This window comes from Candidatus Phyllobacterium onerii, from assembly GCF_028331445.1.
Taxonomy (GTDB): domain Bacteria; phylum Pseudomonadota; class Alphaproteobacteria; order Rhizobiales; family Rhizobiaceae; genus Phyllobacterium; species Phyllobacterium onerii.
Genome location: NZ_JAQMHX010000003.1, coordinates 34,289 through 60,014, shown reverse-complemented (window position 1 = coordinate 60,014; position 25,726 = coordinate 34,289). Strand labels below are relative to the sequence as shown.

The window sequence follows — 25,726 nt, the reverse complement described above, 5'->3', positions numbered from 1 at the left end:
TCACACAATCCCTCTAGGACGAAGCAGCGGCCAAAAGGGATTGACGAATGCTGAAGATTGAAAACGTGACGCGGCGCTTTGGCAGTAACATCGCCATCGACAACGTCAATGTTGAAATTCCGCAGGGCCAGATGGTGGGCATTATTGGCCGATCGGGCGCAGGCAAGTCGACGTTGCTGCGTATGATCAATCGGCTTATCGATCCTTCCGAAGGCTCGATCCTGTTCGAGGGCGTCGATGTCGCCAAGCTGCACGGTTCGCACCTGCGCAATTGGCAGCGTGATTGCGCGATGATCTTCCAGCAGTTCAACCTTGTGCCGCGTCTCGATGTTCTTACCAATGTGCTTCTTGGCCGTCTGAACCATCGTTCGACGATCAAAAGTCTTCTCGGCATCTTCTCCAACGATGAGCGCGCCATGGCGGTCGCTGCTCTCGATCGGCTCGATATTGCCAAGACCGCCCTGCAACGCGCAGGCACACTCTCCGGAGGGCAGCAGCAGCGTGTCGCCATAGCTCGCGCGTTGATGCAGAATCCGAAAGTCATTCTTGCCGATGAGCCTATCGCTTCGCTCGACCCGCGCAATGCGCAGGTCGTCATGGAGTCGTTGCGCGATATCAATGAGAAGGAAGGCCTGACCGTTATCACCAATCTGCACACACTTGATACCGCCCGGCATTTTTGCAGCCGGATCATAGGCATGCAGGGCGGCAAGATCGTTTTCGATGGTGGTCCGGATGATCTGACTGAACTGGCCGCCCGCCGCATTTACGGTGCGGATGGCCTCAAGGATGCGTTTTCAGAAGCAATTACATCGACGAGTATCGTACGCGGTTCACGGAAGCCAATCCCGGAGTTGGAGGCCATTCTGGCCGCGCGTTGAGCGTAAAAAGATCGTCTTGCCCACGTTACGGGCCCATACGAAACCGATCACTCATTGGACGTTTGACAGGAGAGAACCATGTTGTTCAAAAAAGCCCTTCTAGGCGCAATCGCGCTCAGCGCAATGCTAACCGGCACAATGGCCCGCGCTGAAGACCTCAAGGAATTCCGCATCGGCATCCTCGGCGGCGAGAACGAAACCGACCGCTTGCGGAACTTCGGTTGCCTTGCCGACCACCTCAAAGAGACTTTTGGCTTTGAAAAGGTTTCGCTGTTTCCCGCTGCTGACTACGACGGCGTGATCCAGGGTCTGCTCGGCGGTACACTTGATTTCGCCGAACTTGGCGCTTCCGGCTATGCCGCAGTCTATATCAAGGATCCCAAGGCAGTTACGCCGATTCTCACTACGCAGCAGACAGACGGTTCGACCGGTTATTATTCCATCGGTCTCGCCCGTAAGGACTCCGGTATCAAGACGATTGCCGATGCCAAGGGCAAGACCCTCGGTTATGCCGATCCGGATTCAACTTCCGGCTATCTCGTTCCATTGACCCAGATCCCCAAGACCACTGGCATGCCGAATGACAAGTTCTTCGCCAAGACCCAGTTCAATGGCGGTCACGAGAACAATCTTCTTGCTGCTTATGACGGCAAGGTCGACGTTGCGGTAGACGATTCTTCCGGCCTCGGCGATTTCAAGGATGGCTACACTTCCGGCACGTTCCGCAAGGAAGTTGACAAGGGTGCGGTTGATCCCAGCTTGCTGGTCGAAGTATGGCGTTCGCCTCTTATCCCGAACGGCCCGCTGGTTGTTCGCAATGGTATTGGTGACGAATGGCACGCCAAGCTTGCCGATTTCTTCATGAAATTGCCAACAACCGACAAGAAATGCTTCGAGGCTGTAGAGGGCGGTGATTTCAAGGGCTACCAGCCAGTGAAGCCCGAATTCTACAATGCGGTCATCGACATCCGTAAAAACGCGATCGGTGGCTGACGCTTGCGATCAATCACGGGGTGGCTGGTAACGGCCACCCTTTTTCTTGTGCGCTCCATGCGGATCAACTCATGACGTTTGCCGACCCTCAACCGCAACTGCAAAGTTCGCACGACATAGCAGAGTCGTGGCGCAAGGTCGTCGCGCGCCGGCGTATGTATACGGGCCTTGGCTTCCTCATATTGTTCATCGGGTTCGTAGGTTCCGTTCGTTTTGCCGACGAAAGCAACGCAGGACATTTTTTCGATCGACTTCCCCACCTCTTCGATTTTCTCAGCTGGCTCGTGCCCAAGGATTGGGGCGATGTATGGCGGGCGCTGTTCGATATCGCAAGCCCCAATGACAAGGGCGGCCAGGAGTTCAACTTCGATCAGGGCCGGGTCTATATCTGGGGCGATTTCTATATTCCCGAATACTTCGAGTTGATGATCATCACGTTCAACGTTGCACTGGTCTCGACTATTATCGGATTTATCTTTGCAGTCCCACTTAGCTTCATGGCTGCGCGCAATCTTACCCCGTCCAATCCACTGCGCATCGCGGTCAAACGGTTCATGGAATTTCTCCGGGCTTTTCCGGAGATTGTCATCGCAGGGCTGTTTTCGGCTATTCTTTCAATCGGACCGATCGCGGCGATAATCGCAATTAGCCTGCATTGCATCGGTGCGCTCGGGAAGCTGTTTTACGAGGTTATCGAGAATGTCGATATGCGCTCGGACGAGGGCATGCGATCTGTAGGCGCCAGCTGGATGGAACGCGTCCGTTTTGCTGCCTTGCCACAAGTACTACCAAACTTCATGTCCTATGCGCTGTTGCGGCTTGAAATCAATATTCGCGCCTCGACCATCATTGGCGCGGTTGGTGGAGGCGGCATAGGTGAAGAATTGAAGCTTTCAATCTCACGCGGTTTCGGCGCCAAGACTTTGGCGCTCGTGTTGCTGCTCTTCGTCACCATTTTTGCCGTCGATCAGTTTTCCGCTTGGCTGCGACGCCGGCTGGTTGGCGAAAACGCCTTCCTTCTGAAGCATTGAGGATGCCATGACCTTTATCGATGCAAGCCAGGCAGAATCAATCCAGGAGCGCTATCCTGAGGTCTTCCAGCGCTCCTTTTTCAAGCGCTTCGCGCCTTTGCTGATGGTTATCAGCCTATTCCTCTACGGTATCTACGCAGTCTGGTTTTTCGAGATCCCCAAGGCCATATCGGAAGGCCATTGGGAGCGCGTCGGGATTTATCTGAGCCAATGGGTCAGCTACGACGTACAGGCTGAATTTCGGCTCGAAGGCGACACGATCACCCCGAAGTATCCGCGATTTTCGCCATTGGGCAATGACCCAAAGCCTGATTGGGTCAAGCAAAACAGCGATCGAACCGTGACCGTCGAAATTCGTGGGCCGAGCCGGGCGGTCACTTTCAGCGACACCGAAGCAACGCTGACGGCACATGGCGAATCCGTGCGAGTGGAACTATCGGGCGGAAAGCCTACCGTCTCGGGAAACATACGACCCTGGGTCAGCGTCTATGATGAAGATGTCGTCGCGGATATGGGCTTTGCAGGAGAAGTCCGTGTCGAGGCTGACCGCGTCAAGATCCGCAAACGTTTCCTTGGCTGGGCCAATTTCATCTTCGATCCGCAATCACCCTTTTTTGGAAAATCGATCGGTGAGGTGATGAGCCTCGTCACGACCGGCGCCCAGATCGAGCCTGGAAGATCAAACCTGTCGCTGGCCATCGATAACTTCCTTAACAATGGCGAATGGCAGCACGGGGATGTCTGGGTCAAACTACTGCAGACCATCATCATGGCGTTCCTTGGAACAATTTTGGGTGCAGTTGTCAGCTTTCCCTTGGCATTTCTTGCTGCCCGCAACATCACATCAAGCCGCTTCGTCAATCAATCGTTCAAGCGTTTCTTCGATTTTCTGCGCTCGGTCGACATGCTGATCTGGGCCTTGTTCTTTACCCGTGCATTTGGACCGGGTCCACTTGCGGGTAGTGCCGCGATCTTCCTGACTGAGACCGGGACACTCGGCAAAATATACTCTGAAGGGCTTGAAAACATCGACGACAAGCCGCGGGAAGGTGTGCAGTCGACCGGTGCAAACCATGTACTCGTCCAGCGCTACGGTGTCATGCCGCAGGTCGTGCCGGTCATGATCAGCCAGACGCTTTATCAATGGGAATCAAATATTCGCGGCGCGACTATCATCGGTGCGGTCGGGGCTGGCGGTATCGGTCTCAAGCTCTGGGAAGCGATGCGCACCAACAAGAACTGGGAAAATGTTGCTTATATGGTCCTCTTGATCCTGTTGGTCGTGTTTATCTTTGACAGCATCTCCAATGCGCTGCGTTCGCGGCTGATCGGCAAGCCGCAGCATTAGAGGCAGAGCCTATTAATATGACAGCATTCAAAGGCTTGTCATAATCGGAGCGTAACGCGAGAGTGTTCCGGAGGAATCAATATGCGCTATGCGATCTACTTCACGCCGCCATCAAGTGACCCGCTTCTGAAAGTCGCGGCGAACTGGCTTGGACGAAATGCCTTTACCGGTCAACCGGTGAGGCCGCCGCAGATCCGCGACCTGGCGCATGAGGATTTCACGCTGTTGACGTCATCGGCACGTCGCTATGGCTTCCATGGTACTTTAAAAGCTCCGTTCCATCTTGCCGAGGGCTTTGAGGAAAAAGAGCTTTTGTCGGCGCTCATGCATTTTGCCTCCTCCATGGATCCAGTAGAGATTCCGAAACTACAGATCGCCAACCTTGACGGATTTTTTGCACTGGTTCCGGAAGAGCCGGTGGCGCCTCTCAACCAACTGGCGAACGATGTCGTCGTCGCGCTTGACCGCTTCCGTGCGCCTCCAACTGAAGAGGAAATCAAACGGCGTAGTCCAGACAGAATGACAGTGTCGCAGCGGCGAAATCTCGAACAATGGGGTTATCCCTATGTTTTTGAGGATTTTCGCTTCCACATGACGCTTACCGATATAATACCGGAGCGCGACCGCCCTAAAATAGAACGGATTTTGAGCGAATTCCTTGAACCGGTTCTGGAAGAGCCTGTTGAGATAAATAATCTCGCGCTTTTTACCGAAGCCGAGCCCGGTTTCCCCTTCGAGATACACTCGCTGCATCCACTTGCAGGAACCAACAGAAGAAAGACCGCCTAAAATGTCTGCCGAATTGATCTTGAGCAATGCGAAAATCGTCCTTGAAGAGGAGGTCATCTCCGGGACGGTTGTGATCAGAGATGGCAAGATCGCCGATATCTCGGAAGGTTCGGTCTCTCGCGGTGATGATTTTGAAGGTGATTACCTTATTCCCGGACTGATCGAACTGCATACGGATCACCTCGAGGGGCACTACATGCCACGTCCGCGGGTGCGCTGGAATCCGATCGCGGCAGTGCTCGCACATGATGCGCAAATCGCTGCATCGGGCATCACCACAGTTTTCGATGCCCTGCGGGTCGGACTCGATGAAGATGCGGACATGTCCGCAGATGAAAGCCGCAAGCTTGCCGATGCAATTGAAGATAGTGTGGAGCAGGGCCGGTTGCGAGCCGATCACTATATCCACTTGCGCTGTGAGGTATCGGCATCTGATTGCCTTGAAGGCTTTGCCCACTTCGAAAATGACAGCCGTGTCCGGCTGGCCTCGTTGATGGATCATGCGCCGGGTCAGCGGCAGTTCGTCAGCCTGGAAACCTATGCATACTATTACCAGCGCAAGCTGAAACTTTCGGACAAGGAATTCAACGCATTTTGTGAGAAACGTATGGCGGAATCGGCGAAGAATTCCGGACCACAGCGCAAGGCCATCGCTGAACTTTGCCGTGAGCGCGGAATTGTCCTTGCCAGCCATGATGATGCGACCCGCGCCCATGTGGACGAAGCGGTAGAGCAGGGTATTCATGTGGCGGAGTTTCCAACGACGCTCGAAGCTGCCGCTGCATCAAAGCAGGCCGGACTTTCAGTGCTGATGGGCGCGCCGAATGTGGTGCGTGGCGGTTCGCATTCTGGAAATGTGTCGGCCCGCGAACTGGTTGAACACGGCCACCTTGATATTCTATCGTCCGACTACATTCCGTTCAGCCTGATCCAATCGACCTTTTTTCTTGGGGAAACGGTTGACGGCATCACGCTACCGGATGCGGTGCGTCTCGTGACGAAGAACCCGGCAAACGCCGTAGGATTTGACGATCGTGGCGTCATCGAACTCGGTAAGCGCGCCGATCTCGTGCGGGTTCGTGTCGATGAACACATTCCAGTGGTGCGCACCGTCTGGCGGGAAGGTCGCCGGGTCGTATGATGGCAGGAATGATCGAGCGCGCGCTCAATCCCGCATCCGCACCGCTGCGCAACGGTGCCTTTGTTGCCGTTGTCGGGCCCAGCGGGGCGGGGAAAGACACGATCATTGATTTCGCTCGCGCTGAACTTAACGAACAGCCAGGCTACCATTTTGTTCGCCGTATCGTGACACGCCCGTCGTCGATCGATGCGGAAGACCATGACACTCTGAGCGAAGAGCAGTTCCTGACAGCAAAGCGGGCAGGGGAATTCTCGCATTTCTGGGAGGCGCACGGCCTGCATTACGGCTTGCCGAAATCTGTTGACGACGAGATCGAGCGCGGGGCAGTCGCGATCGCAAATGTCTCGCGCGGTGTATTGCCCGCGTTACGTGCAGCCTACGTCAATTTCATCGTGGTGCACATCACTGCGTCGCATGAGGTTCTGGCAAAGAGGTTAGCTTCACGCGGACGCGAAGATGCTGCTGAAATCCAGCGCCGTTTGATGCGGGCCGCGCCCAATCCATGCGATCCGGCGGATGCAATTATGATCGATAATTCCGGAGCGGTTTCAGACGCTGGCAACGAATTTGTTGCCGTCCTGAAGAAGTCTGCGGCGTTTGCTGCTATTTCGGAACAGATTTAACCCAATTTGGGGACAAATCCGGAGGCGCCGCCTCCGGATCTCCAGCTATTCAATTTCTAGAAATTGCGCTGGAAGCGGATGATGCCGCCGAACGCGTCATCGCTGCCGCCTTCAAGAAGGGCCTCATCCTGACGGGCGCCGTCGAACTTGGTGTAGTTAATTTCAGGCGTGATCGTGAAACCTGGAACAAGTTCGTAAGCCACGTTAAGGGCGAGAGCGTACGTGCCTTCGGATTCGTAGGCAGCCTGGCCATTGATCGTCGCCTTGTCGGAAACCTTGGCGGCGAAACCGCCCCAAGCCGCCCAATCGCCTTCCCACAAGCCATACCAGTTCTTGTTGGTATTGGTCACGAATGAATCCGGGTCATAATCGGATTGATAAGCGCCCATTACCCAGGCTGAGATCGTATCGGTGAATTTCACATCCAGACGCGCCTTGACGCCAATGGCCTCCTGCACCGAGTCGTAGCCAACAATACCGGAGATCGTTCCCCAGCCCTGTTCAAATTTGGCGCCTGCAAGAATGTGGGGCATGTAGTCGTCGATAGTGTAATCGTAGTCCGCTTCCACCGAGCCCTGTTCGGCGGCGATGATAGCGGAGAAACCATTGCCTGCCTTGTAGGTATAGCTGATCTCGTTACTGGAGAAACTATCGCTGCCATACTGGATCACGTCGTCATTGACGATATCACCTGCATAGCCGACCCATGAACCGAAGATTGCGTCGTTGACACCGATCTGGAAGCCGCCGAGTTCAATATAGGCCTGATGAAGGGTACCACCATCGTCCTCGCCATTGGTGTACTGGAAGCGGCCGTCGATGTAGGAGCGCAATGTGCCGAGTTCGGTTTCAGAGCGCGCGTCGAATCGAAGCTCAGCACGAGTGCTCTTGCTCCAGGTGTCGTTCTCGCCGCCTACATGGCCACCGGTATAGACATCGTCACCAGCGGCTGCATCGTAACGCAAATAACCGCCGATCTTAAGGCAGGTTTCAGTTCCTGGGATGTAGAAGAAGCCGGCGCCGTAAGCGTCACATACCCTTACGTATTCAACAGGCTCTGGCTCTGCCACGACAACCGCGTCTGCAGCATGGGCGCTGGATGCCACTACGAGGACAGCAGCCGAGCCGAGGAGGAAGCTTTTGATGTTCATTTCCAATCTCCGGTTAAAAAGATAGTCACAAGCTCATGTCCCCAACCGATGCATATTCCTGTTCGCTGACACGCGCAAAATCTAACCACTATCGAACTGCGGGTTCTGAAATCGTTGTTGCGATTTTACAACGAGATCCGAAAACGGCGGGGTTTCACTGAAGCGTAGAGATAGCTGGCGGGTTGGACAATCGCCGCTTTGCGTTCTATGAGGACCATCAGATGTTGGTAAGCAGCGCCTGGTACATTATATGCCCGAGAGTACACAAACGGACGTTTCCATAGTGACTGACCAAGTCGATATAAATGAAAACTACATGCGCAACAGATTTGCAGTCGCTCCTATGATCGATTGGACGGACCGGCATTGTCGGACCTTCCACCGACAATTCACGCGTCATGCCTTGCTCTATACGGAGATGGTTGTTGCTGATGCTGCGATTCACGGCAATCGCGAGCGCATTCTTGGGTTTGCCGAAGCTGAACATCCCGTTGCGCTGCAACTTGGTGGGTCCGACCCCATCAAGCTGGCTGAAGCAGCGCGTATCGGCGAAGCCATGGGCTATCAGGAAATCAATCTCAATGTCGGATGCCCATCTGATCGCGTTCAATCAGGCACATTCGGCGCTTGCCTGATGAAAACGCCGCACATCGTTGCCTCAAGCGTCGAGGCGATGAAGCAGGCAGTCGCAATTCCGGTGACGGTCAAGTGCCGGATCGGTGTCGACGATCAAGATACGGAAACGGCCCTTGATGAACTCGCGAGCGGTGTTTTCCATGCTGGTGCAGATGCGTTGTGGGTGCATGCCCGCAAGGCTTGGCTGAAGGGTTTGTCGCCCAAGGAAAACCGCGATATTCCACCGTTGGATTATGAACGCGTCTATCGTCTGAAACAGCAAAATCCGAGTCAATTCATAGGGATCAATGGCGGCATTCAGACGCTCGATGAAGCGCTTGACCATTTGAATCATGTTGACGGTGTCATGCTTGGACGCGCGATTTACAACAACCCGATGCTGTTGCTCGACGTCGATAGAAGCATATACGGCAGCGAAAGCGCGGCGCCTTCAATCGACGCGATCATAGACCACATTTGCGACTATGCGGATGCCCATATCGCCCGTGGCGGTCGATTGTCGCACATCACACGGCATCTGGTAGGCCTGTTCCATGGAGCGGCCGGAGCACGGCGCTGGCGCCAAATACTGTCGACGGAAGCAAATCAAACAGATGCAACCAGTGCTGTGATCCGGCTGGCGTATGCGGAGATCGAGACCGTCTCGACGGCAGAAGCGGCCTGAACACCTAGTCGGAGAGGACGAGCCGGTCGCCGCGTACGGAAAAGCCGCTGAGTGTATTGAGGAAATTCATGCCGAGCAGGCTGCCTGCCATTTTCCCATCTGCAGTCACCATCGCACGAATGTTACGGCGTTCGATGGCACCTATCCTGATGCTGTCCAATGTGACGCTAGCTGCAGTCGCCATTCCATTGGCGGTCATGATTGGCGTTTTGTAGGAGAGCTTGTCCGGATTGAGACCGGCGCGGCGAGCATCTTCAGCCGAGAGCACGATCGACGAGGCGCCGGTATCGATGATGAATGGTACCGTCGCACCATTTACGTCGCCACGAACCTCGAAATGACCAGTATCTGCTTTGGCCAGCGTCACAGTGATGGTTCCTTCGCCATCGCGATTGGAAATAGGGCTTCCAGGGATTAGTCCTGCAGTTATCCGGTGGCCAACGTCTTGCAACTCGTAGCGGTATTGATAGCCGGCGACGATCGCGAGGAAAATGACGACCCAGATTGCCATGCTGCGTAGAAAGTGACTGAGTGGAATTCCCGAGCCGAGCAGGGCCGAACCAAGCACGACACCCCAGATGCCCATGTAAGCGAAACGGGCGAAATCATCGTTGGCGATGCCCAGGGTCGAACCGCTGTCATTGTTCGCCATCAATAGCAGCAAGGTTGCGCCGATCAAAGCAATGATGATCCAGAACAAGCGGCCCATCTTCGACTAACCTTCTTGCTTTTCGCGCGCCATACGGCTGCGTCTCGTTTCGCGGCGCGGGCGCCGCTCAACTGTCTCTAGCCGCTCCGGTAGGCCCGCCATGACGCCGCGGCGAGTCTCAGGCGACATAATTGACCATGCACCTATTTCTTCGCGCGTGCGCCCGCAACCGAAGCAAAAGCCGGTCTTCATATCAATGGCGCAGACCAGGATGCAGGGTGACTCGATGATGCTCATTTCAACGTTTTGGTACGGCTAAAGTGCAATGACAAGACCGAGCAGCAGTGAAATTGTCGCGAGTTGCTGCATAGCCCCCAATGTATCACCCGTCTGTCCGCCGATCTTTTCGCGGCAAAGTGCGGAAAAACCGATAAAGACGGGCGCCGTCAAACATACCGCGATGACGATTGCTAGTGGCCCGCCAGCAGCGCCATAGCTGATTGCAAGAACGACAGCGCCAAGGATCAGAGCAAAATTGGCTGCTTCGGCAGTTGGAGCTCCCGCTTGGTCGGCGACGCCACCCACGCGTGCGGATGGCAGGCTCTGCCAGAGTTTCGCCATGACTGAGCGGCTGGCGGCTTCTGTCCCTATGATGACAGCTATCGCATGGATTACGCCGACCTCGTCGAGTATCGTGGCAAGCAACGCTGTCCGCAAGAAGACAGAGACAATCAGTGCAAGTACACCGTAAGAACCCGCCGCCGAATCCTTCATAATCTCCAGCCGTCGGTCAATCGACGTCCCGCCGTAGAAGCCGTCAGCTACATCAGCAAGCCCGTCCTCATGCAATGCACCGGTGGTGATGATCAATGCGACGACAATCAATAACGCCGAGACGATTTCGGGAAGATCCAGTGCATGCGTGATCAGCAGGATGAGCGAAGCGGGCAAGGCGACAAGCATACCTGCCACGGGAAAGCCGCGTACAGTACTACTTAGCGAACTGTCATAGCCTTCGAACCAGCGCTGCGGGACGGGCAGTCGCGAGAGAAAGGCCAGCGCCCGCATCGTGTCATTGACCAAATCCATGCCGCAGCCCCTGACTCACCGAGGTCGCGACACTCTGCGCCGCGGGTTGACCTTTGCGTTTTCTCTCCCAGCGCTTATAGGACGGTGTTTGCTAATTTGCCATGAAGAGTTGATCGCAAGGGATATCATGACCACTGGCCTGCCGTTTGACGATTTTCGTACTCTCATCGAGACATTGCCTGGACCTGACGAGGCCGCAGTTGCCGCCGTGCGCAAGCGCGATGCGACGTTGACCAAGCCGCCGGGTGCACTTGGGCGTTTGGAAGAGATTGTCGAATGGCTTGCCGCATGGACAGGGCGTTCGCGCCCGCAGATCACCCGGCCGCTTGTCGCGGTCTTTGCAGGCAATCACGGCGTTACCGCCAAGGGTGTTTCGCCCTATCCCTCCTCCGTCACGGCGCAGATGGTCGAAAATTTTGCTGCGGGCGGCGCCGCGATCAACCAGATCTGCATCGCCAACGACCTCGGCCTGAAAATCTTTGACCTGGCGCTTGAGTATCCGACTGCTGATATCACCGAAGAAGCGGCCATGGACGAAAAGACCTGCGCGGCGACCATGGCGTTCGGTATGGAATCGATAGCTGGTGGTACTGACCTTCTTTGCATCGGCGAGATGGGCATCGGCAATACGACGATTGCCGCGGCGATATTCCACGGCCTCTATGGCGGTACTGCGGAGGAATGGGTTGGTCCAGGCACCGGCGCCAACAATGAGGGAATGAGGCGCAAGGCCGATGCTGTGCGCACAGCAGTTGCACTCCACGCTTCGCATTTGAAAGATCCACTCGAAGTGCTGCGCCGCCTGGGTGGGCGTGAAATCGCTGCAATGGCTGGTGCCATTCTTGCCACGCGTGTTGAGAAAATCCCGGTTATCATCGATGGCTATGTGGCCACCGCGGCTGCAGCGATCTTGCACGCTGCGAATCCGGAAGCGATCGATCACTGCCTGTTCGGCCATGTCTCAGCGGAGCCAGGCCATCGCAAGGTTTTGGAGAAGCTTGGGAAAAAGCCATTGCTCGACCTGGGAATGCGGCTCGGCGAGGGTACCGGCGCGGCACTTGCAGCGGGCATCGTCAAGGCAGCGGTACTCTGCCACAGCGGTATGGCGACGTTCGATCAGGCCGGCGTCAGCAATCGGGATTGAATAAGAAAAGGGCCTGCAAAAGCAGGCCCCTTTTTCAAATGGTAGCAGTTCAAAACTCCTTGCCAATCCTGGCATCAAGGGAGTGGTTGCTCGCCCCACGAATGACGAAGAAAAAGAGGATTGCCGTCCACAGGATAGATTTTTCTGAACCGCTCCAGCCCTGCCCCTGCACAAAACCGTGGAAGTATATCGTGACTGCAAGCACGATCGCCGTCGCGAACGCTGCAGGGCGCGTAAGTAGACCAATAGTAAGTAAAATGCCACCAAAGAACTCGGTGGCGGCGAGAAGCGGCGACCAGAACACGCCCGGATAGAAGCCGAGGCCTTCAACCATTTCCACCGAGCCCATCGGATTGACGATCTTGCCCGACCCGTGCACGACGAGTGCAGCACCAGCCACCACCCGCAGGATCGTTTCGGAGATATCACCGAGAGCGGCATAGATGCCACCAAGAGCGGGGATGATCAAAGGACGGTTATTGCCGGTTGAATTCATTGAGAAATGTTCCGTTCATTGTTGCGCTGCCATGAGCAATGCAGGGCCGCTCACCAACGAGCAAATAACAATAAATTGAACTTGAGTATTCTAGGCAGCTTTTTTATGGAAAGGCTTGCTTTGCTTTGCCTGGGTGCCCTGAAGTACGCGGCCGCGCGGGAACGTAGCAAGCGCTTCCGTCCCTTCGCGCAATTTGGAGAACAGATGAAACTCGCCATCGTGGATGTGGACCAACGCCTGAACGATGGGAAGACCTAGACCAGTTCCCTGTTCGGCATTTTTGATTGCAATCGAACCTTGGCCGAAAGCTGAAAGAACGATGGGTATTTCTTCCGGCGGAATTCCGGGGCCAGTGTCGCGGACCGAAATGTACTGGCCACCTCCTGCGGTCCAGCCCACTTTGACATAGATTTTACCGTTTGGCGGCGTGAACTTGACCGCATTGGCCATGAGATTGAGCAATATCTGGCGAATCGAGCGCTCATCGGCCGTGAGGCGCAGCATCCCAGTCTCGAACTGTGGTATAAGGGCGATATCCTTGTTGCGGGCCTTCAAATTCATCATGTGAATGCATTCGCTCGCAATGTCGGTCAGCAACAGCGGCTCATCATTGATGGAGTATCGCCCTGCCTCGATCCGGCTCAGATCGAGTATTTCATTAATGAGGTTGAGCAGATGTTCGCCAGAAGCATGAATATCGCTGGCATATTCCCGGTATGTCCCGTTCTGGATCGGCCCCAGCACTTCCTTGGCCATGACCTCCGAAAAGCCGAGGATTGCGTTGAGGGGCGTGCGTAGTTCGTGGCTCATCGAAGCCAGAAAGCGCGACTTGGCGAGATTGGCTTCCTCTGCACGCCGTCTCCCTTCGTCGGACATGGCGTTTGCCGTTTCGAGTTCGGCGATCAACGCATCTTTCTCTGCTTGCAATGCCAAAGTGATTGCAACCGATTGGTTGAGCCGGGTTGCAACCAGATAGAAAAAGGCGAGCCCTGCAACGAGCATGATTACCATCGTTGCCTGCACTGGATTGTCGAAATGCGTCCAAGCCAGCAGGGTGTAGGTCAGCACTGGTAGGGCGAATGCCGCAAGAATGGCTGCACGAAGTGCCGACGAGATAATGGCGGTAATCGCCATCACCAGAATAATGACCACGGCCTTGATTACGGGAAACAGATTGGTACCGCAGGCAGTGCAATCGAGGAAGGTGAAGTAGGCCCATCCCAGACTGGTCATGAAATGACCGCTCAGATAGATTATTTGCCATTTCCGGATTTCCTCGTTGGCGAGGCCTGTCTTCTCCAGGTGGCGTGCAAGAAGCCCCAGTATCCCATAGAGTCCAATAGCAAAGCCGGCCCACAAAACGATCGTCCTGTCGAAACCGGCGAACACCCCTATGACGACAATCATGGCTATCAGAAGCGGAATAGTCGCTGAGTTGATGATCAAGGCACGCGTATGCATGAAGAGCAGTTCGCGATCGAAATGATGGATGCCTGCGCGCTCCATCAGGCGTTCACGTGCTCCGCGCATGACCACAGTCAGATCCTTGTTGCGCGGCAATTTGCGGCGATCAACAACATTCTTGTCTGCACTGGTCGCGTCGAGTGATGCCATGCGCCTCGTTCCAGATATATCCATAGCTCTGCACTTGTGGCAGCATTGCATCGCAAGGCTATTCAGAAATGATTAACACTCCATCAAACCAATACAGCAAATGGTATCGATCGGATTAGCTCCAAGGACCTATTTAAACCTTATGACCTCTATTTTTTTGCAGAAATAGCGATGAACCGAGGGTACCGCAGCTATCGTCGCAGATGGCGGCGTCCTCCGCCGGCGCCGCGTTCATTCGGGCGCAAACTGGTGGACTACAGCCTGATGGTGGTCTTCTTTGTGCTGGTCGCCCTGCTGGCGGCTAAACTCAGTCAACCAAAAGCTCCGACACAGTCGCTCGCGGGCAAGGCCTATGTCATTGACGGCGACACACTTTCCATTTCAGGCAACCACATTCGTCTCCAGGGCATCGATGCTCCCGAGCTCGATCAGAGTTGCGGCGCTGATGCTTGTGGGAAAGCCGCCAGGCAGACGTTGGTTCAGCTGATCCAGGGCAGACCAGTTCGCTGCGATGGAAACGGCCACGATAAATATAATCGCAGCCTGGCTGTTTGCTTTATTGGCGCGATAAATCTCAATCGCGCCATGGTTGAGGCTGGACAGGCGATCGCTTATGGCGATTATCGTGATGCAGAACTGCAAGCTCGAAGAGACAAAAAAGGTCTGTGGTCGGGAAAATTTGATACGCCGCAAGATTGGCGCAGGGAGCATGAGCAGGTGCCGGAAGCGCCGCAACCGCAATCCAATCGTGCGCCGGACCTGATTGACCAATTCGTACAATGGATCCGTGGTTTAGTGGGAGGACTCTGATGAAACTATACGATGGAGGGCGCGCGCCCAATCCACGCCGCATTCGTATTTTCCTGGCTGAAAAGGGCATCGAGGTGCCCTTGGTACCAATTGACATGACCGCCATGGAACACAAGACGCCTGAGTTTACAGTGCTCAATCCATTTCAGCGGTTGCCAGCGCTCGAGCTCGACGACGGCACGGTTATCAGTGAATCGGTAGCGATCTCGCGCTACTTTGAGGAATTGTATCCCGACCCGCCTTTGTTTGGTACGGGCGCCGTTGGCAAGGCGCAGGTGGAAATGTGGAACCGCCGCGCTGATCTCCATGTCCTCACCGTCGTAATGGCGGCATTTCGCCATACGCACCCTGCTATGGTCGAATGGGAGGTTCCGCAGATCCCGGCTTGGGGCGAAGCCAACCGGCCGAAAGCGTTGGCGTCGATGAAGATCATGGATGATCAACTCGCCGCGAACGAGTTTTTGGCAGGTGATGAGTTTTCGATCGCGGATATCACGCTGCTTGTGTCGATCGACTTCTTAAAACTCGCCAGGATACAAATGCCTGAGGAACTGGGTAGCCTCCGGCGCTGGCACGAATCAGTTTCGAGCCGCCCCAGCGCCAAAGCGTGAGGTTTGAGCGATTTGCCGCCAATGCTCGATACCTTGTCGTCGGAGATCAAGGCGTGCCGGATATGCCGGGACGCTCCACGGTATGGCATGCCTCTGCCAGATGAACCCAATCCGGTCTGCGTGCTCTCTGCTACAGCGCGCATTGTCCTTTGCGGGCAAGCACCCGGCATTCGCGTGCACAACACTGGTTTGCCGTTCAACGATCCTTCAGGGGTTCGATTACGTGACTGGCTCGGCGTCGATCGCGAAACATTCTACGATCCGGAAAAGTTCGCCATTGTCCCGATGGGATTCTGCTTTCCGGGATATGACGCGCATGGTAGCGATCTTCCACCTCGGCGAGAATGCCGCGAAACATGGCATGATCGTGTGTTTCATTCCATGCCGCAGATCGAACTTGTCCTGACGATCGGCCAATATGCGCAAGCCTATCATCTCGGAAGCCGTCGCCGCGCCAGTATGACCGAAACGGTGTTGAACTGGCGCGATTATTTCGAGCCAGAATCGGGGCCGTCAATTCTACCGCTGCCACATCCCTCATGGCGCAACAGCTCCTGGTTGAAAAAGAATCCATGGTTCGCGCAAGACGTTCTCCCCTTGCTTCAGGAAAAGGTCAGAATTCTAACTTCTTAGGCTTTGGAACGAAATTTTTTCTGAATTCAAAAAGTTTAGAATAATTTTCTTGTACGCTGCCAGATTATCAGACCATAAAGTATCTCATTCCAATGGGACTGTAAGCAAACATGGACAGACTCGACCGAAAGATACTTCGTCTCCTACAAGAGGATGCAACGCTCGCCGTAGCGGATGTTGCCAAGAAAGTCGGACTTTCGACAACGCCGTGCTGGCGCCGCATCCAGAAGCTCGAAGAGGATGGCGTGATTCAGCGCCGTGTCGCGATCCTGGATCCTGTCCGAGTCAACACGCGAGTCACAGTCTTCGTCTCGATCCGTACTGGATCTCACAGCAATGAATGGCTGAAGCGCTTCTCCGAAGTTGTTCAGGAGTTCCCGGAAGTGGTTGAATTCTATCGCATGAGCGGCGATGTCGACTATCTCCTGCGCGTCGTCGTGCCGGATATCGCTGCGTATGATGCGGTCTACAAGCGCCTGATCAGCAAGATAGACATTCGGGATGTCTCGTCTGCGTTCGCCATGGAGCAGATCAAATACACCACCGAATTGCCGCTCGACTACATGAGCATCGAGAAAGAGTCGAATTGAGGCTATAGCTCGCGCGACTGGATTACTTTTTCTCCAGCCGCGCCAGCAGTGATGACGTATCCCAGCGATTGCCACCCATGACCTGGACATCCTTGTAGAATTGATCCACTAACGCAGTTACCGGCAGCTTGGCATTGTTGCGGTTGGCCTCTGCAAGACAGATACCGAGGTCCTTACGCATCCAGTCTACCGCAAAGCCGAAATCATATTTTCCGGCATTCATCGTCTTGTGGCGGTTTTCCATTTGCCAGGAACCAGCAGCGCCCTTGGAAATCACCTCGATGACTTTCTCGATATCGAGACCCGCTTGTTTGCCGAAGTGAATGCCTTCGGCAAGACCCTGGACCAACCCGGCAATGCAGATCTGATTGATCATTTTGGTCAATTGTCCGGCACCGGCCGGTCCCATCAGACCAACCATCTTGGCGAAGGATTCGATGACCGGTTTTGCCTTGTCAAATGCGTCTTGCTCGCCGCCGACCATAACGGTGAGCGCACCATTTTCCGCGCCCGCCTGACCACCGGATACGGGAGCATCGAGAAAGTGGAAGCCGCGCTCGCGGGCTTCCGTGTCGAGTTCCCGGGCAACTTCCGCAGATGCTGTGGTGTTGTCGATGAAAATGGCGCCTTTCTTCATCGACTGGAATGCACCGTTGTCACCGATAGTCACCGCACGCAGATCGTCATCATTGCCAACACATGAAAAGACGAAGTCCTTGTCCTTTGCCGCTTCCCCTGGCGTTGCCGCATAGGCGCCGCCAAATTGCTGGGCCCATTTCTTCGCCGTCTCGCCACTGCGATTGAAGACCGTAACGTCATGGCCGCCGCGCGATTTCAAATGACCCGCCATCGGATATCCCATGACGCCAAGACCAATAAAAGCGACTGTTGCCATTCCTTAGTTTCCTCTGTCAGATAGGCCATGTGGCGAGTATCGGGGACGTTAGGACAATGCGGCGGATCATCAAAGGCCTATTATGGATTGTTTTCTCCCTCATCCCCATCGCATTGCTCGGCACGGTCCTCGGTTATGTCTGGCTCGCCCGCTCGGTAGCGCCCGCAACCGGCGAAATGGTACTTGCGGGTTTGTCCGCGCCGGTCACTGTCACGCGCGACAAGAATGCTGTCCCGCATATCATCGGTAACTCCGTCGAAGATGTTCTGGCCGCTCTTGGCTTTGTCCATGCGCAGGAACGCCTCTGGCAAATGGAAGTGAACCGCATGGCGGGACAAGGACGTTTGTCCGAGTTATTCGGCGACAAGACTGTTTTCACCGACCGCTTTATCCGCTCGATTGGCCTCTATGAATCGGCCCAAAGCTCCGCCGCGTCACTAGACGAGGCGGACAGGAAGAAGATTGACGCATATGTGCTTGGAATCAATGCGTTTATTGCCGAAGCTGGGCCGACATTTGGTTCCAAATATTCGCCCGAATTTATCATACTAGGCCATACACCGGAAAAATGGACTCCCGCTGATGTGATTGTGACGCTGAAATTGATGTCGGTGACACTGGCCGCCAACATCGATGACGAAGTGTTGAGATTGAAGTTTGCCCGTCTTGGCATGAGCGATGCGGAGATCATCGATTTGCTGCCCCCTGTGCCGGGTGATACGCCACCATCTTTGCCAGATCTGCGCCAGATTCTCGGCTTACCCAGCGGCTCGCTTAAGGCGGGGGCGGCGGAGGCTGAAAGCCAGTTTGCAGCGTTGAATGACATCATGTCCACCGGCGCTTCGAACAATTGGGTCGTAGGTGGCGCCCGAACCGAGACCGGCAAGCCGATCCTCGCCAATGATCCCCATTTAGGGTTAACTGCACCCTCTCTCTGGTATCTTGCGCACCTGCAGGTCAAGAATAGTGATGGATCGTCGAAAAACCTCGTCGGCGTGACTCTGCCGGGAGCACCGTTGGTATTGCTTGGACGTAATGACAGGGTGGCGTGGGGTTTCACAAATACCGGATCCGATGTTCAGGACATTTTTGTTGAGAGGATCAATCCCGCCAATCCCGATGAATACCAAACACCTCAGGGTTTCTCACCGTTCGAAAGAAACGCCGTATCCATCAAAGTCAAAGGCAGTGACACGGTAACCTTTGACCGCAGGACCACACGTCATGGTCCGGTGTTGCCTGCGGATTATCGTGGGCTCGACCACTATCTGCCGGATGGCACAGTTGCGTCCTTGTCCTGGACTGCTTTGGCTGGCGATGACAAGACTATTTCGGCCGGATTGAAGCTCTGGGATTTTGCCAGCGTCTTGGATTTTCAGAATGGGATGCGCGACTTCGTAACCCCGATGCAGTCAATCGTGATTGCAGATGCCGATGGAAATATCGGCCTGATTGCTCCCGGCAGGGTGCCTGTGCGTGATCCTGCCAATCAAATCATGGGACGAGCGCCATCCCCGGGTTGGGACGCCACCTACGACTGGAAGAGCTTTATACCCTACGAGGAATTGCCGCGCGGCTCTAATCCTGCAGACAATGTTCTTGCGACTGCGAATACGAAGATCGTCGATGCGAGCTATCCACATTTCCTCACCTTCGACTGGGACGAACCCTGGCGCTTCGAGCGCATAAAGACACTGATCTACGGTGCGAACCAGCAGACGCTGGAAAGCAACAGCAAGGTCCAGGGTGACGCCTTGGACAGTGCTTACGCCGCTTTGGCTCCGGTCATGCTGAGACTGGTCGATGGACGGAGTGATGTCGACCTCGATGTTACCAAACAGTTGCAGGCGTGGGATTTTGTCGAGGACCGCACGCGCATCGAACCGCTGCTGTTCAGTGCCTGGCTGAGGATGGCGACGAAGCGCATTCTTGAAGACGATCTTGGCGACGCCTTTCCATCGTATTGGCAGGGCCATGTCGACGCTATGTTGCGCTGGCTTGGGCAAACCCCGGCGCGTGATTGGTGCGATGACGGCCGCACGCCGGAGAAAGAGAGTTGCGGCGATATTCTGGCACTGTCACTCGCCGATGCGATCAAGGATATTGACGCGCGTCTTGGTTCGGACCGCTCCAAATGGGCTTGGGGTACGTTGCACTATGCCTACGGAGCACACCGGCCGTTTTCGCAGGTTAGCCCCCTCGACCAACTCTTCGATGTCACCGTACCTGTGTCAGGAGGTGCCTATACGCTAAATCGTGGCAAGTCATCGTTTATGGATGAAAGCAATCCGTTCCGCGTGGCGCATGGCACCAGCTATCGTGGGCTGTTCGACCTCGCCGATCTCAATCGTTCGACGTATATCCAGACGACTGGCCAGTCGGGAAATGTATTTTCATCGAACTATCGTGATTTCGCTCAAAAATGGGCTGACACTGGGGCCATCACCATTCCCACCGATGAGCAAAGCTATCAGGACGGTCTGCTGGGCGTGTGGCGTCTGAAACCAAAAGAATGATTCAGGTGAGGGCGGTCATCACTGTCTTCTGGTAGGCAGGACGCGACTTCAAGCGTTCATACCAGGATTCAAGGTGGGGATGATCCGGGCGCTCAATTGCCATTTCGAACCAGGCGTAGGCAAAGCAGCCGACGGGGATATCGCCGATGCCGAACTTGGAGCCCGACAGATAGGGCTGCGAGGCAAGCGTGGTGTCAACAATAGCGAATAGTTTGCTGCATGCCTGAAGCCCTTTTTCCATAGCTGCATCATCGCGTTCTTCTGGTGATACACGCACCTGATTCCAGAACAAGTCGCGGAAAGGACCGGCGAGGGTGGAGGTCGCCCAGTCCATCCATCGTTCCGATTTCGCCCGTGTTGCTGCATCGTCGACATAGAGCGTCGACTGTCCATACTGCGCGGCGACATAGCGAACAATCGTGTTACTTTCCCAGAGCACCAGATCCTTGTCTTCCAGCGTCGGTACCAAGCCGTTCGGGTTCATTGCCCTATACGAAGGATCGGATACGACGCCATGGGCGCCGCCCGCAGGGATGTTTTCGTAAGGAACGCCGACTTCCTCAGCGGCCCAAAGCGCCTTCTTGACGTTGGTTGAGTTAGTACGGCCCCAGATTTTAAGCATGGTAGATTCTCTTTGGCGGGTTGGTCTCAGCGTATGAGATGACGCGTGATGCGACGTTCCAACCAATCCCAGATATGCCGAATGATTTCCACCAAAATCAGATAAATGATTGCAGCCCAGAGATAGGCTTGAAAATCGAAGGTTCTCGAATAGGCGAGGCGGGTGTAGCCCATCAAATCGTAAACTGTGATCAGAGCAACGATTGCTGAGCCCTTGATCATCAGGATGATCTCGTTGCCATAGGGCCGCAATGCCACGATCAGAGCTTGAGGCAGGATCACCTTCCAGAACGTAACGAATTTCGAAATACCGAGTGACGCCGCTCCTTCCCATTGTCCGAGTGAAACGCTGCGGACCGCGCCGCGCAGTATCTCGGCCTGGTAAGCCGCTGTGTTCAGGGCAAACGCTAGCAGGGCGCAATACCACGCCTCTCGAAAAAACGTCCAAAGGCCAACTGCTTCGAGTTGGGGCTTGAATGATCCGAGGCCGTAATAAAACAGAAAGACTTGCGCAATGAGCGGTGTTCCCCGGAAGAAATAGACGTAGGCGTAGGCGATGGACGATGCTATGCGGTTTTTGCTCATCCGGCCAAGGGCCACCGGTATCGAAATCAACGCGCCGAGCAGGATTGACGACCCCACAAGCCCGATCGTGGTCTTTAGGCCCGCAAGATATGTGGGGCCGTATTTCGCGATGAGCTCAGGGTTCCATGCGCTGTAAAGATAGACGAGCAGCCCGATGAGAAGAGCGATCCAAAGACCCACAAGCAGATGGCCAACGACCCGGCCTCGGGTCCATTTTTTCGGCGGCGCCGGGGGACGCAGGACAGTCGCGGGCCGCGCGTTGATGAAGCTTTCCGTCATCGCTTTACCCCGCTCTTGGCCGATGAGCGTTCGATCGCGTCGATGACAAAGGATGAAAGAATGGCGAGCACGAGATAAATCATGCAGGCCACACCAAAGAACAGGAAGGCGTGCTTCGTAACACGAGCTGCAACTCCAGTCTGGCGCAATATGTCCGCAAGCCCAATGGCTGAAACCAAAGCTGTGTCCTTGAGCAGGATCATCCATAGATTGGCCAGCCCAGGGAGCGCGATGCGGATCAATTGCGGCAAGATGACCTTGCGCATGGTCTGACCGCTGGAAAGTCCGATGGCATAGCCGCCCTCATATTGACCCTTCGGTATCGCACGAAATGCGGAAAGGAACACTTCGCTGGCATAGGATGAAAACACGACCCCTAGTGCGAACATGCCGGCGATGAATGAATTGATTTCAATCGTGCCTTGGTAGCCAAGAAGCTGCCCCAGCTTCTGAATGCCGATCTGCGCGCCGAAATAGACCACGAACAAGGTGAGCAGTTCAGGCAAGCCTCGAAAAATAGTCGTGTACATGTTTGCGGCGAGTTTAACGGAACGTTCCGGCGATTGTTTGCCAAGTGCGACGAAGAAGCCGATCGCCAACCCGACCGGCAATGTGGCCAGCGCGAGACTGACTGTTACCAGAACGCCGCTTGCAATGCTCGGACCCCAACCGCCCTCGCCAAAACCCAGTAACGCTATTGAGCCTTCCATAGGCAACTTTCATATTTGCGGGCTGTTTCCCCATGGCCCTTTTCTGAGCCTGCCCGTCATTTTTATTCAAAGCCGTGGATGGCGGTGTGCCCCGCCATCCACATTTCATATCAAGTCAGCGCGTTTGGCTCAATCCTCGCCGCCGTAAACGTCGATCTTGAAGTACTTGTCGTTGATTTCCTTGTATTTTCCGTTTGCACGGATCGCCGCAATAGCCGCGGTGAACTTGTCGGCAAGCGCGGTATTGCCCTTCTTCACCGTCACGCCGGCACCCGGACCGTGGATCGCGGGATCAGGCGTAATTGTGCCGAGGAGCTTGCAGCAAGAGCCGGCATCGCTATCGAGCCACTGGCCCAGAACAACCACGTCGTCCATAACAGCATCGATACGGCCATTGCTGATATCAAGTTTATATTCATCTGAAGTCGGATACATCTTGATATCCGAACCGCTATACTTGGCTTGAGCGTAGTTCGAATGGCTGGTCGACCCTTGTACACCCAGAGTTTTTCCCTTCAGGGATTCTGGTGTGATGTCCTTGATATCGGAGTCTTTCGGTACGGCAATCGCCGGAGGCGTATTGTAGTACTTCTTGGAGAAGTCGACTTTTTCCAGACGTTCGGGCGTAATCGACATGGATGCAATGACCGCATCAAACTTGCCTGCCTGTAGCGCCGGGATCATGCCGTCCCAATCCTGGGATACCCAAGTGCATTCGGCTTTCATTTCCACGCAAAGCGCATTGCCGATATCGATGTCGAACCCCTCAAGCTTGCCGTCGGGGGTAAGATTGTTGAAGGGCGGATAGGCTCCTTCGGACGCGATTGTGAGTTTCAGTGCGTCCTCCGCGTGTGCCGCGCCCATGGAAAAGGCTAGAGCTGCAGCGGAAATCGCGAGTACGAGACGCTTAGTGATACGCATTTATTTGAACCTCTCTTTTATAACCCGGCTGTTCCCCTATTTTTCTGGACAGCCTTCCGGGTAAGGTCGCAGTTTATGTCACTGCTCCTGATACGGATATTCCCACTAGTTTTCTTTTAATTGCAACCGGGAATCGTGCGTCGCGAAGCGAATCTGACCGTCAAAATCACATAATTATTTTGGGCCTTATACTTTTGTTGCGCACGAATCGGGTGAAACGTTATTTTTTGACACGCCTATCGGGAAAGCTCTGTTTCGCGTTCGATCAAATCGGCCAAGGCAGCAATATCATCAAGTTCGTGGACAGGTACTTTCTCGTCCAAAATGGGGTAATCGCTGGCGATCGCAACGATACTTGGATCGCCTGTCGTCAATCGTTCCCCTGATCTGCCTTCGGTACGGCGGGTTTCGATCTTCTTGTGCCCCTCGCGCTTGTAGCCTTCCACCAGGATAAGATCACAGGGTGCGAAACGGGCAATGATATCAGCCAGCGTTGGTTCGCGTTCACTCACCAGCTCATGCATCAACGCCCAGCGACGATCCGAGACGATCGCCACCTCGCCGGCACCTGCCTTGCGGTGACGAAACGAGTCAGTGCCCTCCTTGTCGATATCGAAATCGTGATGGGCATGCTTCACGGTCGAAACCTTCCAGCCCCGGCGGGTCAATTCGCCGACGAGTTTGACGGTCAGCGTGGTCTTTCCCGAGTTCTTCCAGCCGGTTATCCCGAATATGCGAGGCGTCATGGTATGGAACTCCACCGCTGCCTGGCTTCGGCAATATCTTCGGGTGTATTGATGTTGAAGAACGGGTCGAGAGACGCCCCGGATTGGGTTGTTATCATCGGGAATTCCGCAATCTTGTGCGGATGGCCCTCGATCCAGGCAACGACACGGCGGTTCTTTTCGTTGCTCAGCCAACGGCGAAGATCGCTCCTGAGGAAAACTGGCCAGAGGCCGAAAACCGGGTGCAGCCTGTTTCCAGAAGCTGCGACTGCGATGTGTCCTCGAGGAGCGTCTGCGACAGCTTGGCGTAGCGTATCAACAAGATTTTCGGGAAAGAATGGCGTGTCCGTCGCCACTGTTACTACGTGGGTGAACGGCACCACCTGATTGTTTGCCCACTCCATCGCAGCTAGAACTCCGGCAAGAGGACCGGCAAAGCCATCAATGTCGTCGGGGATTACGGGAACGGGCAAAGCTGAAAAGAGCATCGGCTCGTTATTGCTGTTCAAAGCCACCGGTTCGATTTGACGCGACAAACGCGCATAGACATGATCGATCACGCGCCGGTCGCCAAACGGCAGCAATGCCTTGTCGACTCCGTCCATCCTTCGCGATTGACCGCCAGCCAGTATTATACCCGCAATTCTCACGCCTATACTCCATCAGGTGACGTCGCCGCCGCCGTTGTGGTTGCGACCGGCTCCAACCGGCCGACGATGCGCTCACGGTAAAGCGTATAGAGCCCGCTGCCAATCACGACGATGGAGCCGATGATCATGGGGACATCCGGCAGATCGCCGAAAAACAGATAACCGAGCAAGATGGCCCAGATCAGGCTGGTGTAGCGAAACGGAGCAACGAAGGCTATTTCGCCTTCTCGCATAGCCAGAATGATGAAGTGATACGCGACCATGACGCAGCATGCCGCAAGTGTCAGTAGCAAGGTGTTTGTCAGCGACATTGGTGTCCATCCGCCCAGCGGACCGATCATGCCTATCCCGGCAAGTCCCACACCTGTCGATGTTAGCGCGGAGATCATCAGTACCGGGATGGTCCTTGGGACCTTGCGCGTCGCGAGATCACGCATAGAGGCAAAAATCACAGTGACAACGATCAGAAGAATGTATGGGCTGACACCGTTATGGCTCGGCCGGACGATTATCAGTACGCCGATAAAGCCGACAATGATTGCAATCCAACGCCGCCAGCCAACCGGCTCACCGAAGAACAGCGCAGCCCCGAGGGTCACCACCAAGGGCAGAGCCTGCAGAATTGCCGAGGTCAAGGCGAGAGGCACGTGAACCAGAGCGACAAGAAAGCTGACCGTGCCAACGACCTCGCCGATCACGCGCAAGATGGTCATTTTATGCAGGGCTTCACGCAGCGGAACCAGCATGCCCTTGTGCCAGGCGAGCGCAAGGATAAGAATGGTCGAGATCGAGCTGCGTACGAGCATGACCTGGCCCATATTCATGTCTTCGGCAACGAATTTGACCGTCGCATCGTTGAACGTGAAACTGGCCATGCCGATGGCCATGAAAAGACTGCCACGCAAATTGGGAGATAGCGCCAAGATGGTCA

At 55.1% G+C, this 25,726-nt stretch carries 28 protein-coding genes; 14 read left to right on the top strand and 14 right to left on the bottom strand.

The annotated features are described in order from the left end of the window. Positions 1–47: 47 nt before the first annotated feature. The 7 genes from phnC to phnN all read left to right on the top strand — a co-directional run bounded on the left by phnC (position 48) and on the right by phnN (position 6,806). The gene (gene phnC, locus PHA01_RS08345) at positions 48–881 is read left to right on the top strand and encodes a phosphonate ABC transporter ATP-binding protein (protein WP_271894520.1); all 834 of its coding nucleotides are present in this window, start codon (positions 48–50) and stop codon (positions 879–881) included. Positions 882–962: 81 nt separating this feature from the next. Further along, complete coding sequence (phnD, locus tag PHA01_RS08340; RefSeq protein ID WP_376772113.1) at positions 963–1,874, top strand: phosphonate ABC transporter substrate-binding protein; 912 nt, start codon at positions 963–965, stop codon at positions 1,872–1,874. Between the two features lie 71 nt (positions 1,875–1,945). Further along, positions 1,946–2,905 carry a phosphonate ABC transporter, permease protein PhnE gene (gene phnE, locus PHA01_RS08335; RefSeq protein ID WP_271894519.1) on the top strand — a complete coding sequence of 320 codons (960 nt, stop codon included), beginning with the start codon at positions 1,946–1,948 and terminating at the stop codon, positions 2,903–2,905. Between the two features lie 7 nt (positions 2,906–2,912). Next, positions 2,913–4,253, top strand: coding sequence for a phosphonate ABC transporter, permease protein PhnE (gene phnE / locus PHA01_RS08330; protein ID WP_271894518.1), 1,341 nt, complete (start codon positions 2,913–2,915; stop codon positions 4,251–4,253). Positions 4,254–4,334: 81 nt separating this feature from the next. Then, complete coding sequence (locus tag PHA01_RS08325; RefSeq protein ID WP_271894517.1) at positions 4,335–5,042, top strand: DUF1045 domain-containing protein; 708 nt, start codon at positions 4,335–4,337, stop codon at positions 5,040–5,042. Position 5,043: 1 nt separating this feature from the next. Then, positions 5,044–6,183, top strand: coding sequence for an alpha-D-ribose 1-methylphosphonate 5-triphosphate diphosphatase (locus PHA01_RS08320; RefSeq protein WP_271894516.1), 1,140 nt, complete (start codon positions 5,044–5,046; stop codon positions 6,181–6,183). Between the two features lie 8 nt (positions 6,184–6,191). Beyond that, positions 6,192–6,806 (top strand): phosphonate metabolism protein/1,5-bisphosphokinase (PRPP-forming) PhnN, encoded by a 615-nt coding sequence (gene phnN, locus PHA01_RS08315; protein WP_271894515.1) that lies wholly within the window; start codon positions 6,192–6,194, stop codon positions 6,804–6,806. 56 nt (positions 6,807–6,862) lie between these two features. On the opposite strand, the gene PHA01_RS08310 is transcribed toward phnN, so the two are convergent. Beyond that, complete coding sequence (locus PHA01_RS08310) at positions 6,863–7,957, bottom strand: porin (protein WP_271894514.1); 1,095 nt, start codon at positions 7,955–7,957, stop codon at positions 6,863–6,865. A gap of 316 nt (positions 7,958–8,273) precedes the next feature. On the opposite strand from PHA01_RS08310, the gene dusA reads away from it, so the two are divergent. Next, positions 8,274–9,257: a tRNA dihydrouridine(20/20a) synthase DusA gene (gene dusA, locus PHA01_RS08305; protein WP_271895044.1), complete on the top strand. Its 984-nt coding sequence runs from the start codon at positions 8,274–8,276 to the stop codon at positions 9,255–9,257. A gap of 4 nt (positions 9,258–9,261) precedes the next feature. Here the strand turns inward: dusA and PHA01_RS08300 are convergent, their stop codons facing one another. From PHA01_RS08300 to cobS, 3 genes are read right to left on the bottom strand one after another with little or no spacing between them, the layout of a single operon-like run. Continuing rightward, the gene (locus PHA01_RS08300) at positions 9,262–9,966 is read right to left on the bottom strand and encodes a TIGR02281 family clan AA aspartic protease (RefSeq protein WP_271894513.1); all 705 of its coding nucleotides are present in this window, start codon (positions 9,964–9,966) and stop codon (positions 9,262–9,264) included. A gap of 6 nt (positions 9,967–9,972) precedes the next feature. Next, positions 9,973–10,203: a DUF1289 domain-containing protein gene (locus tag PHA01_RS08295; RefSeq protein ID WP_271894512.1), complete on the bottom strand. Its 231-nt coding sequence runs from the start codon at positions 10,201–10,203 to the stop codon at positions 9,973–9,975. An 18-nt stretch (positions 10,204–10,221) separates the two neighbouring features. Then, positions 10,222–10,995, bottom strand: a complete 774-nt coding sequence (gene cobS / locus PHA01_RS08290) for an adenosylcobinamide-GDP ribazoletransferase (RefSeq protein ID WP_271894511.1) — start codon at positions 10,993–10,995, stop codon at positions 10,222–10,224. A 124-nt stretch (positions 10,996–11,119) separates the two neighbouring features. Between cobS and cobT the strand changes: the two genes are divergently transcribed. Next, positions 11,120–12,139 (top strand): nicotinate-nucleotide--dimethylbenzimidazole phosphoribosyltransferase, encoded by a 1,020-nt coding sequence (gene cobT, locus PHA01_RS08285; RefSeq protein ID WP_271895042.1) that lies wholly within the window; start codon positions 11,120–11,122, stop codon positions 12,137–12,139. A gap of 49 nt (positions 12,140–12,188) precedes the next feature. On the opposite strand, the gene PHA01_RS08280 is transcribed toward cobT, so the two are convergent. Together PHA01_RS08280 and PHA01_RS08275 are read right to left on the bottom strand one after the other, a co-directional pair. Further along, positions 12,189–12,635 carry a DoxX family protein gene (locus PHA01_RS08280; protein ID WP_271894509.1) on the bottom strand — a complete coding sequence of 149 codons (447 nt, stop codon included), beginning with the start codon at positions 12,633–12,635 and terminating at the stop codon, positions 12,189–12,191. Between the two features lie 90 nt (positions 12,636–12,725). After that, complete coding sequence (locus tag PHA01_RS08275; RefSeq protein WP_271894508.1) at positions 12,726–14,249, bottom strand: sensor histidine kinase; 1,524 nt, start codon at positions 14,247–14,249, stop codon at positions 12,726–12,728. A gap of 249 nt (positions 14,250–14,498) precedes the next feature. Here PHA01_RS08275 and PHA01_RS08270 point away from each other — a divergent pair, with 249 nt between their 5' ends. From PHA01_RS08270 to PHA01_RS08255, 4 genes are all read left to right on the top strand, one after another. After that, complete coding sequence (locus PHA01_RS08270) at positions 14,499–15,059, top strand: thermonuclease family protein (protein ID WP_271894506.1); 561 nt, start codon at positions 14,499–14,501, stop codon at positions 15,057–15,059. Then, on the top strand, positions 15,059–15,670 hold the full coding sequence (locus PHA01_RS08265) for a glutathione S-transferase family protein (protein WP_271894504.1): 612 nt from the start codon (positions 15,059–15,061) through the stop codon (positions 15,668–15,670). The genes PHA01_RS08270 and PHA01_RS08265 overlap by 1 nt, the downstream gene beginning before the upstream one ends. Before the next feature lie 21 nt (positions 15,671–15,691). After that, the gene (locus PHA01_RS08260; protein ID WP_271894503.1) at positions 15,692–16,303 is read left to right on the top strand and encodes a uracil-DNA glycosylase family protein; all 612 of its coding nucleotides are present in this window, start codon (positions 15,692–15,694) and stop codon (positions 16,301–16,303) included. A gap of 110 nt (positions 16,304–16,413) precedes the next feature. Next, positions 16,414–16,893 (top strand): Lrp/AsnC family transcriptional regulator, encoded by a 480-nt coding sequence (locus PHA01_RS08255; RefSeq protein WP_112528551.1) that lies wholly within the window; start codon positions 16,414–16,416, stop codon positions 16,891–16,893. 22 nt (positions 16,894–16,915) lie between these two features. Here PHA01_RS08255 and PHA01_RS08250 read toward each other — a convergent pair whose 3' ends face one another. Next, positions 16,916–17,788, bottom strand: coding sequence for an NAD(P)-dependent oxidoreductase (locus PHA01_RS08250; RefSeq protein ID WP_271894502.1), 873 nt, complete (start codon positions 17,786–17,788; stop codon positions 16,916–16,918). A gap of 56 nt (positions 17,789–17,844) precedes the next feature. Here PHA01_RS08250 and PHA01_RS08245 point away from each other — a divergent pair, with 56 nt between their 5' ends. Beyond that, positions 17,845–20,304 carry a penicillin acylase family protein gene (locus PHA01_RS08245; protein ID WP_271894501.1) on the top strand — a complete coding sequence of 820 codons (2,460 nt, stop codon included), beginning with the start codon at positions 17,845–17,847 and terminating at the stop codon, positions 20,302–20,304. Between the two features lies 1 nt (position 20,305). Here the strand turns inward: PHA01_RS08245 and PHA01_RS08240 are convergent, their stop codons facing one another. From PHA01_RS08240 to PHA01_RS08210, 7 genes are all read right to left on the bottom strand, one after another. Beyond that, the gene (locus PHA01_RS08240) at positions 20,306–20,926 is read right to left on the bottom strand and encodes a glutathione S-transferase family protein (RefSeq protein WP_271894499.1); all 621 of its coding nucleotides are present in this window, start codon (positions 20,924–20,926) and stop codon (positions 20,306–20,308) included. A 26-nt stretch (positions 20,927–20,952) separates the two neighbouring features. Then, positions 20,953–21,789, bottom strand: a complete 837-nt coding sequence (locus tag PHA01_RS08235) for an ABC transporter permease (protein WP_271894498.1) — start codon at positions 21,787–21,789, stop codon at positions 20,953–20,955. Next, positions 21,786–22,499, bottom strand: coding sequence for an ABC transporter permease (locus tag PHA01_RS08230; protein WP_271894497.1), 714 nt, complete (start codon positions 22,497–22,499; stop codon positions 21,786–21,788). The genes PHA01_RS08235 and PHA01_RS08230 overlap by 4 nt, the downstream gene beginning before the upstream one ends. A 129-nt stretch (positions 22,500–22,628) precedes the next feature. Next, entirely contained in the window at positions 22,629–23,420 is a 792-nt protein-coding gene (locus PHA01_RS08225) for an ABC transporter substrate-binding protein (protein ID WP_271894496.1), read from the bottom strand. A gap of 236 nt (positions 23,421–23,656) precedes the next feature. Further along, positions 23,657–24,166 (bottom strand): molybdopterin-guanine dinucleotide biosynthesis protein B, encoded by a 510-nt coding sequence (gene mobB / locus PHA01_RS08220; protein ID WP_271894495.1) that lies wholly within the window; start codon positions 24,164–24,166, stop codon positions 23,657–23,659. Beyond that, positions 24,163–24,795 carry a molybdenum cofactor guanylyltransferase MobA gene (mobA, locus tag PHA01_RS08215; RefSeq protein ID WP_417020936.1) on the bottom strand — a complete coding sequence of 211 codons (633 nt, stop codon included), beginning with the start codon at positions 24,793–24,795 and terminating at the stop codon, positions 24,163–24,165. Before mobA ends, mobB begins: the two co-directional genes overlap by 4 nt. A gap of 2 nt (positions 24,796–24,797) precedes the next feature. Next, the gene (locus tag PHA01_RS08210) at positions 24,798–25,700 is read right to left on the bottom strand and encodes a DMT family transporter (RefSeq protein WP_334312012.1); all 903 of its coding nucleotides are present in this window, start codon (positions 25,698–25,700) and stop codon (positions 24,798–24,800) included. Between the last annotated feature and the right edge of the window lie 26 nt (positions 25,701–25,726).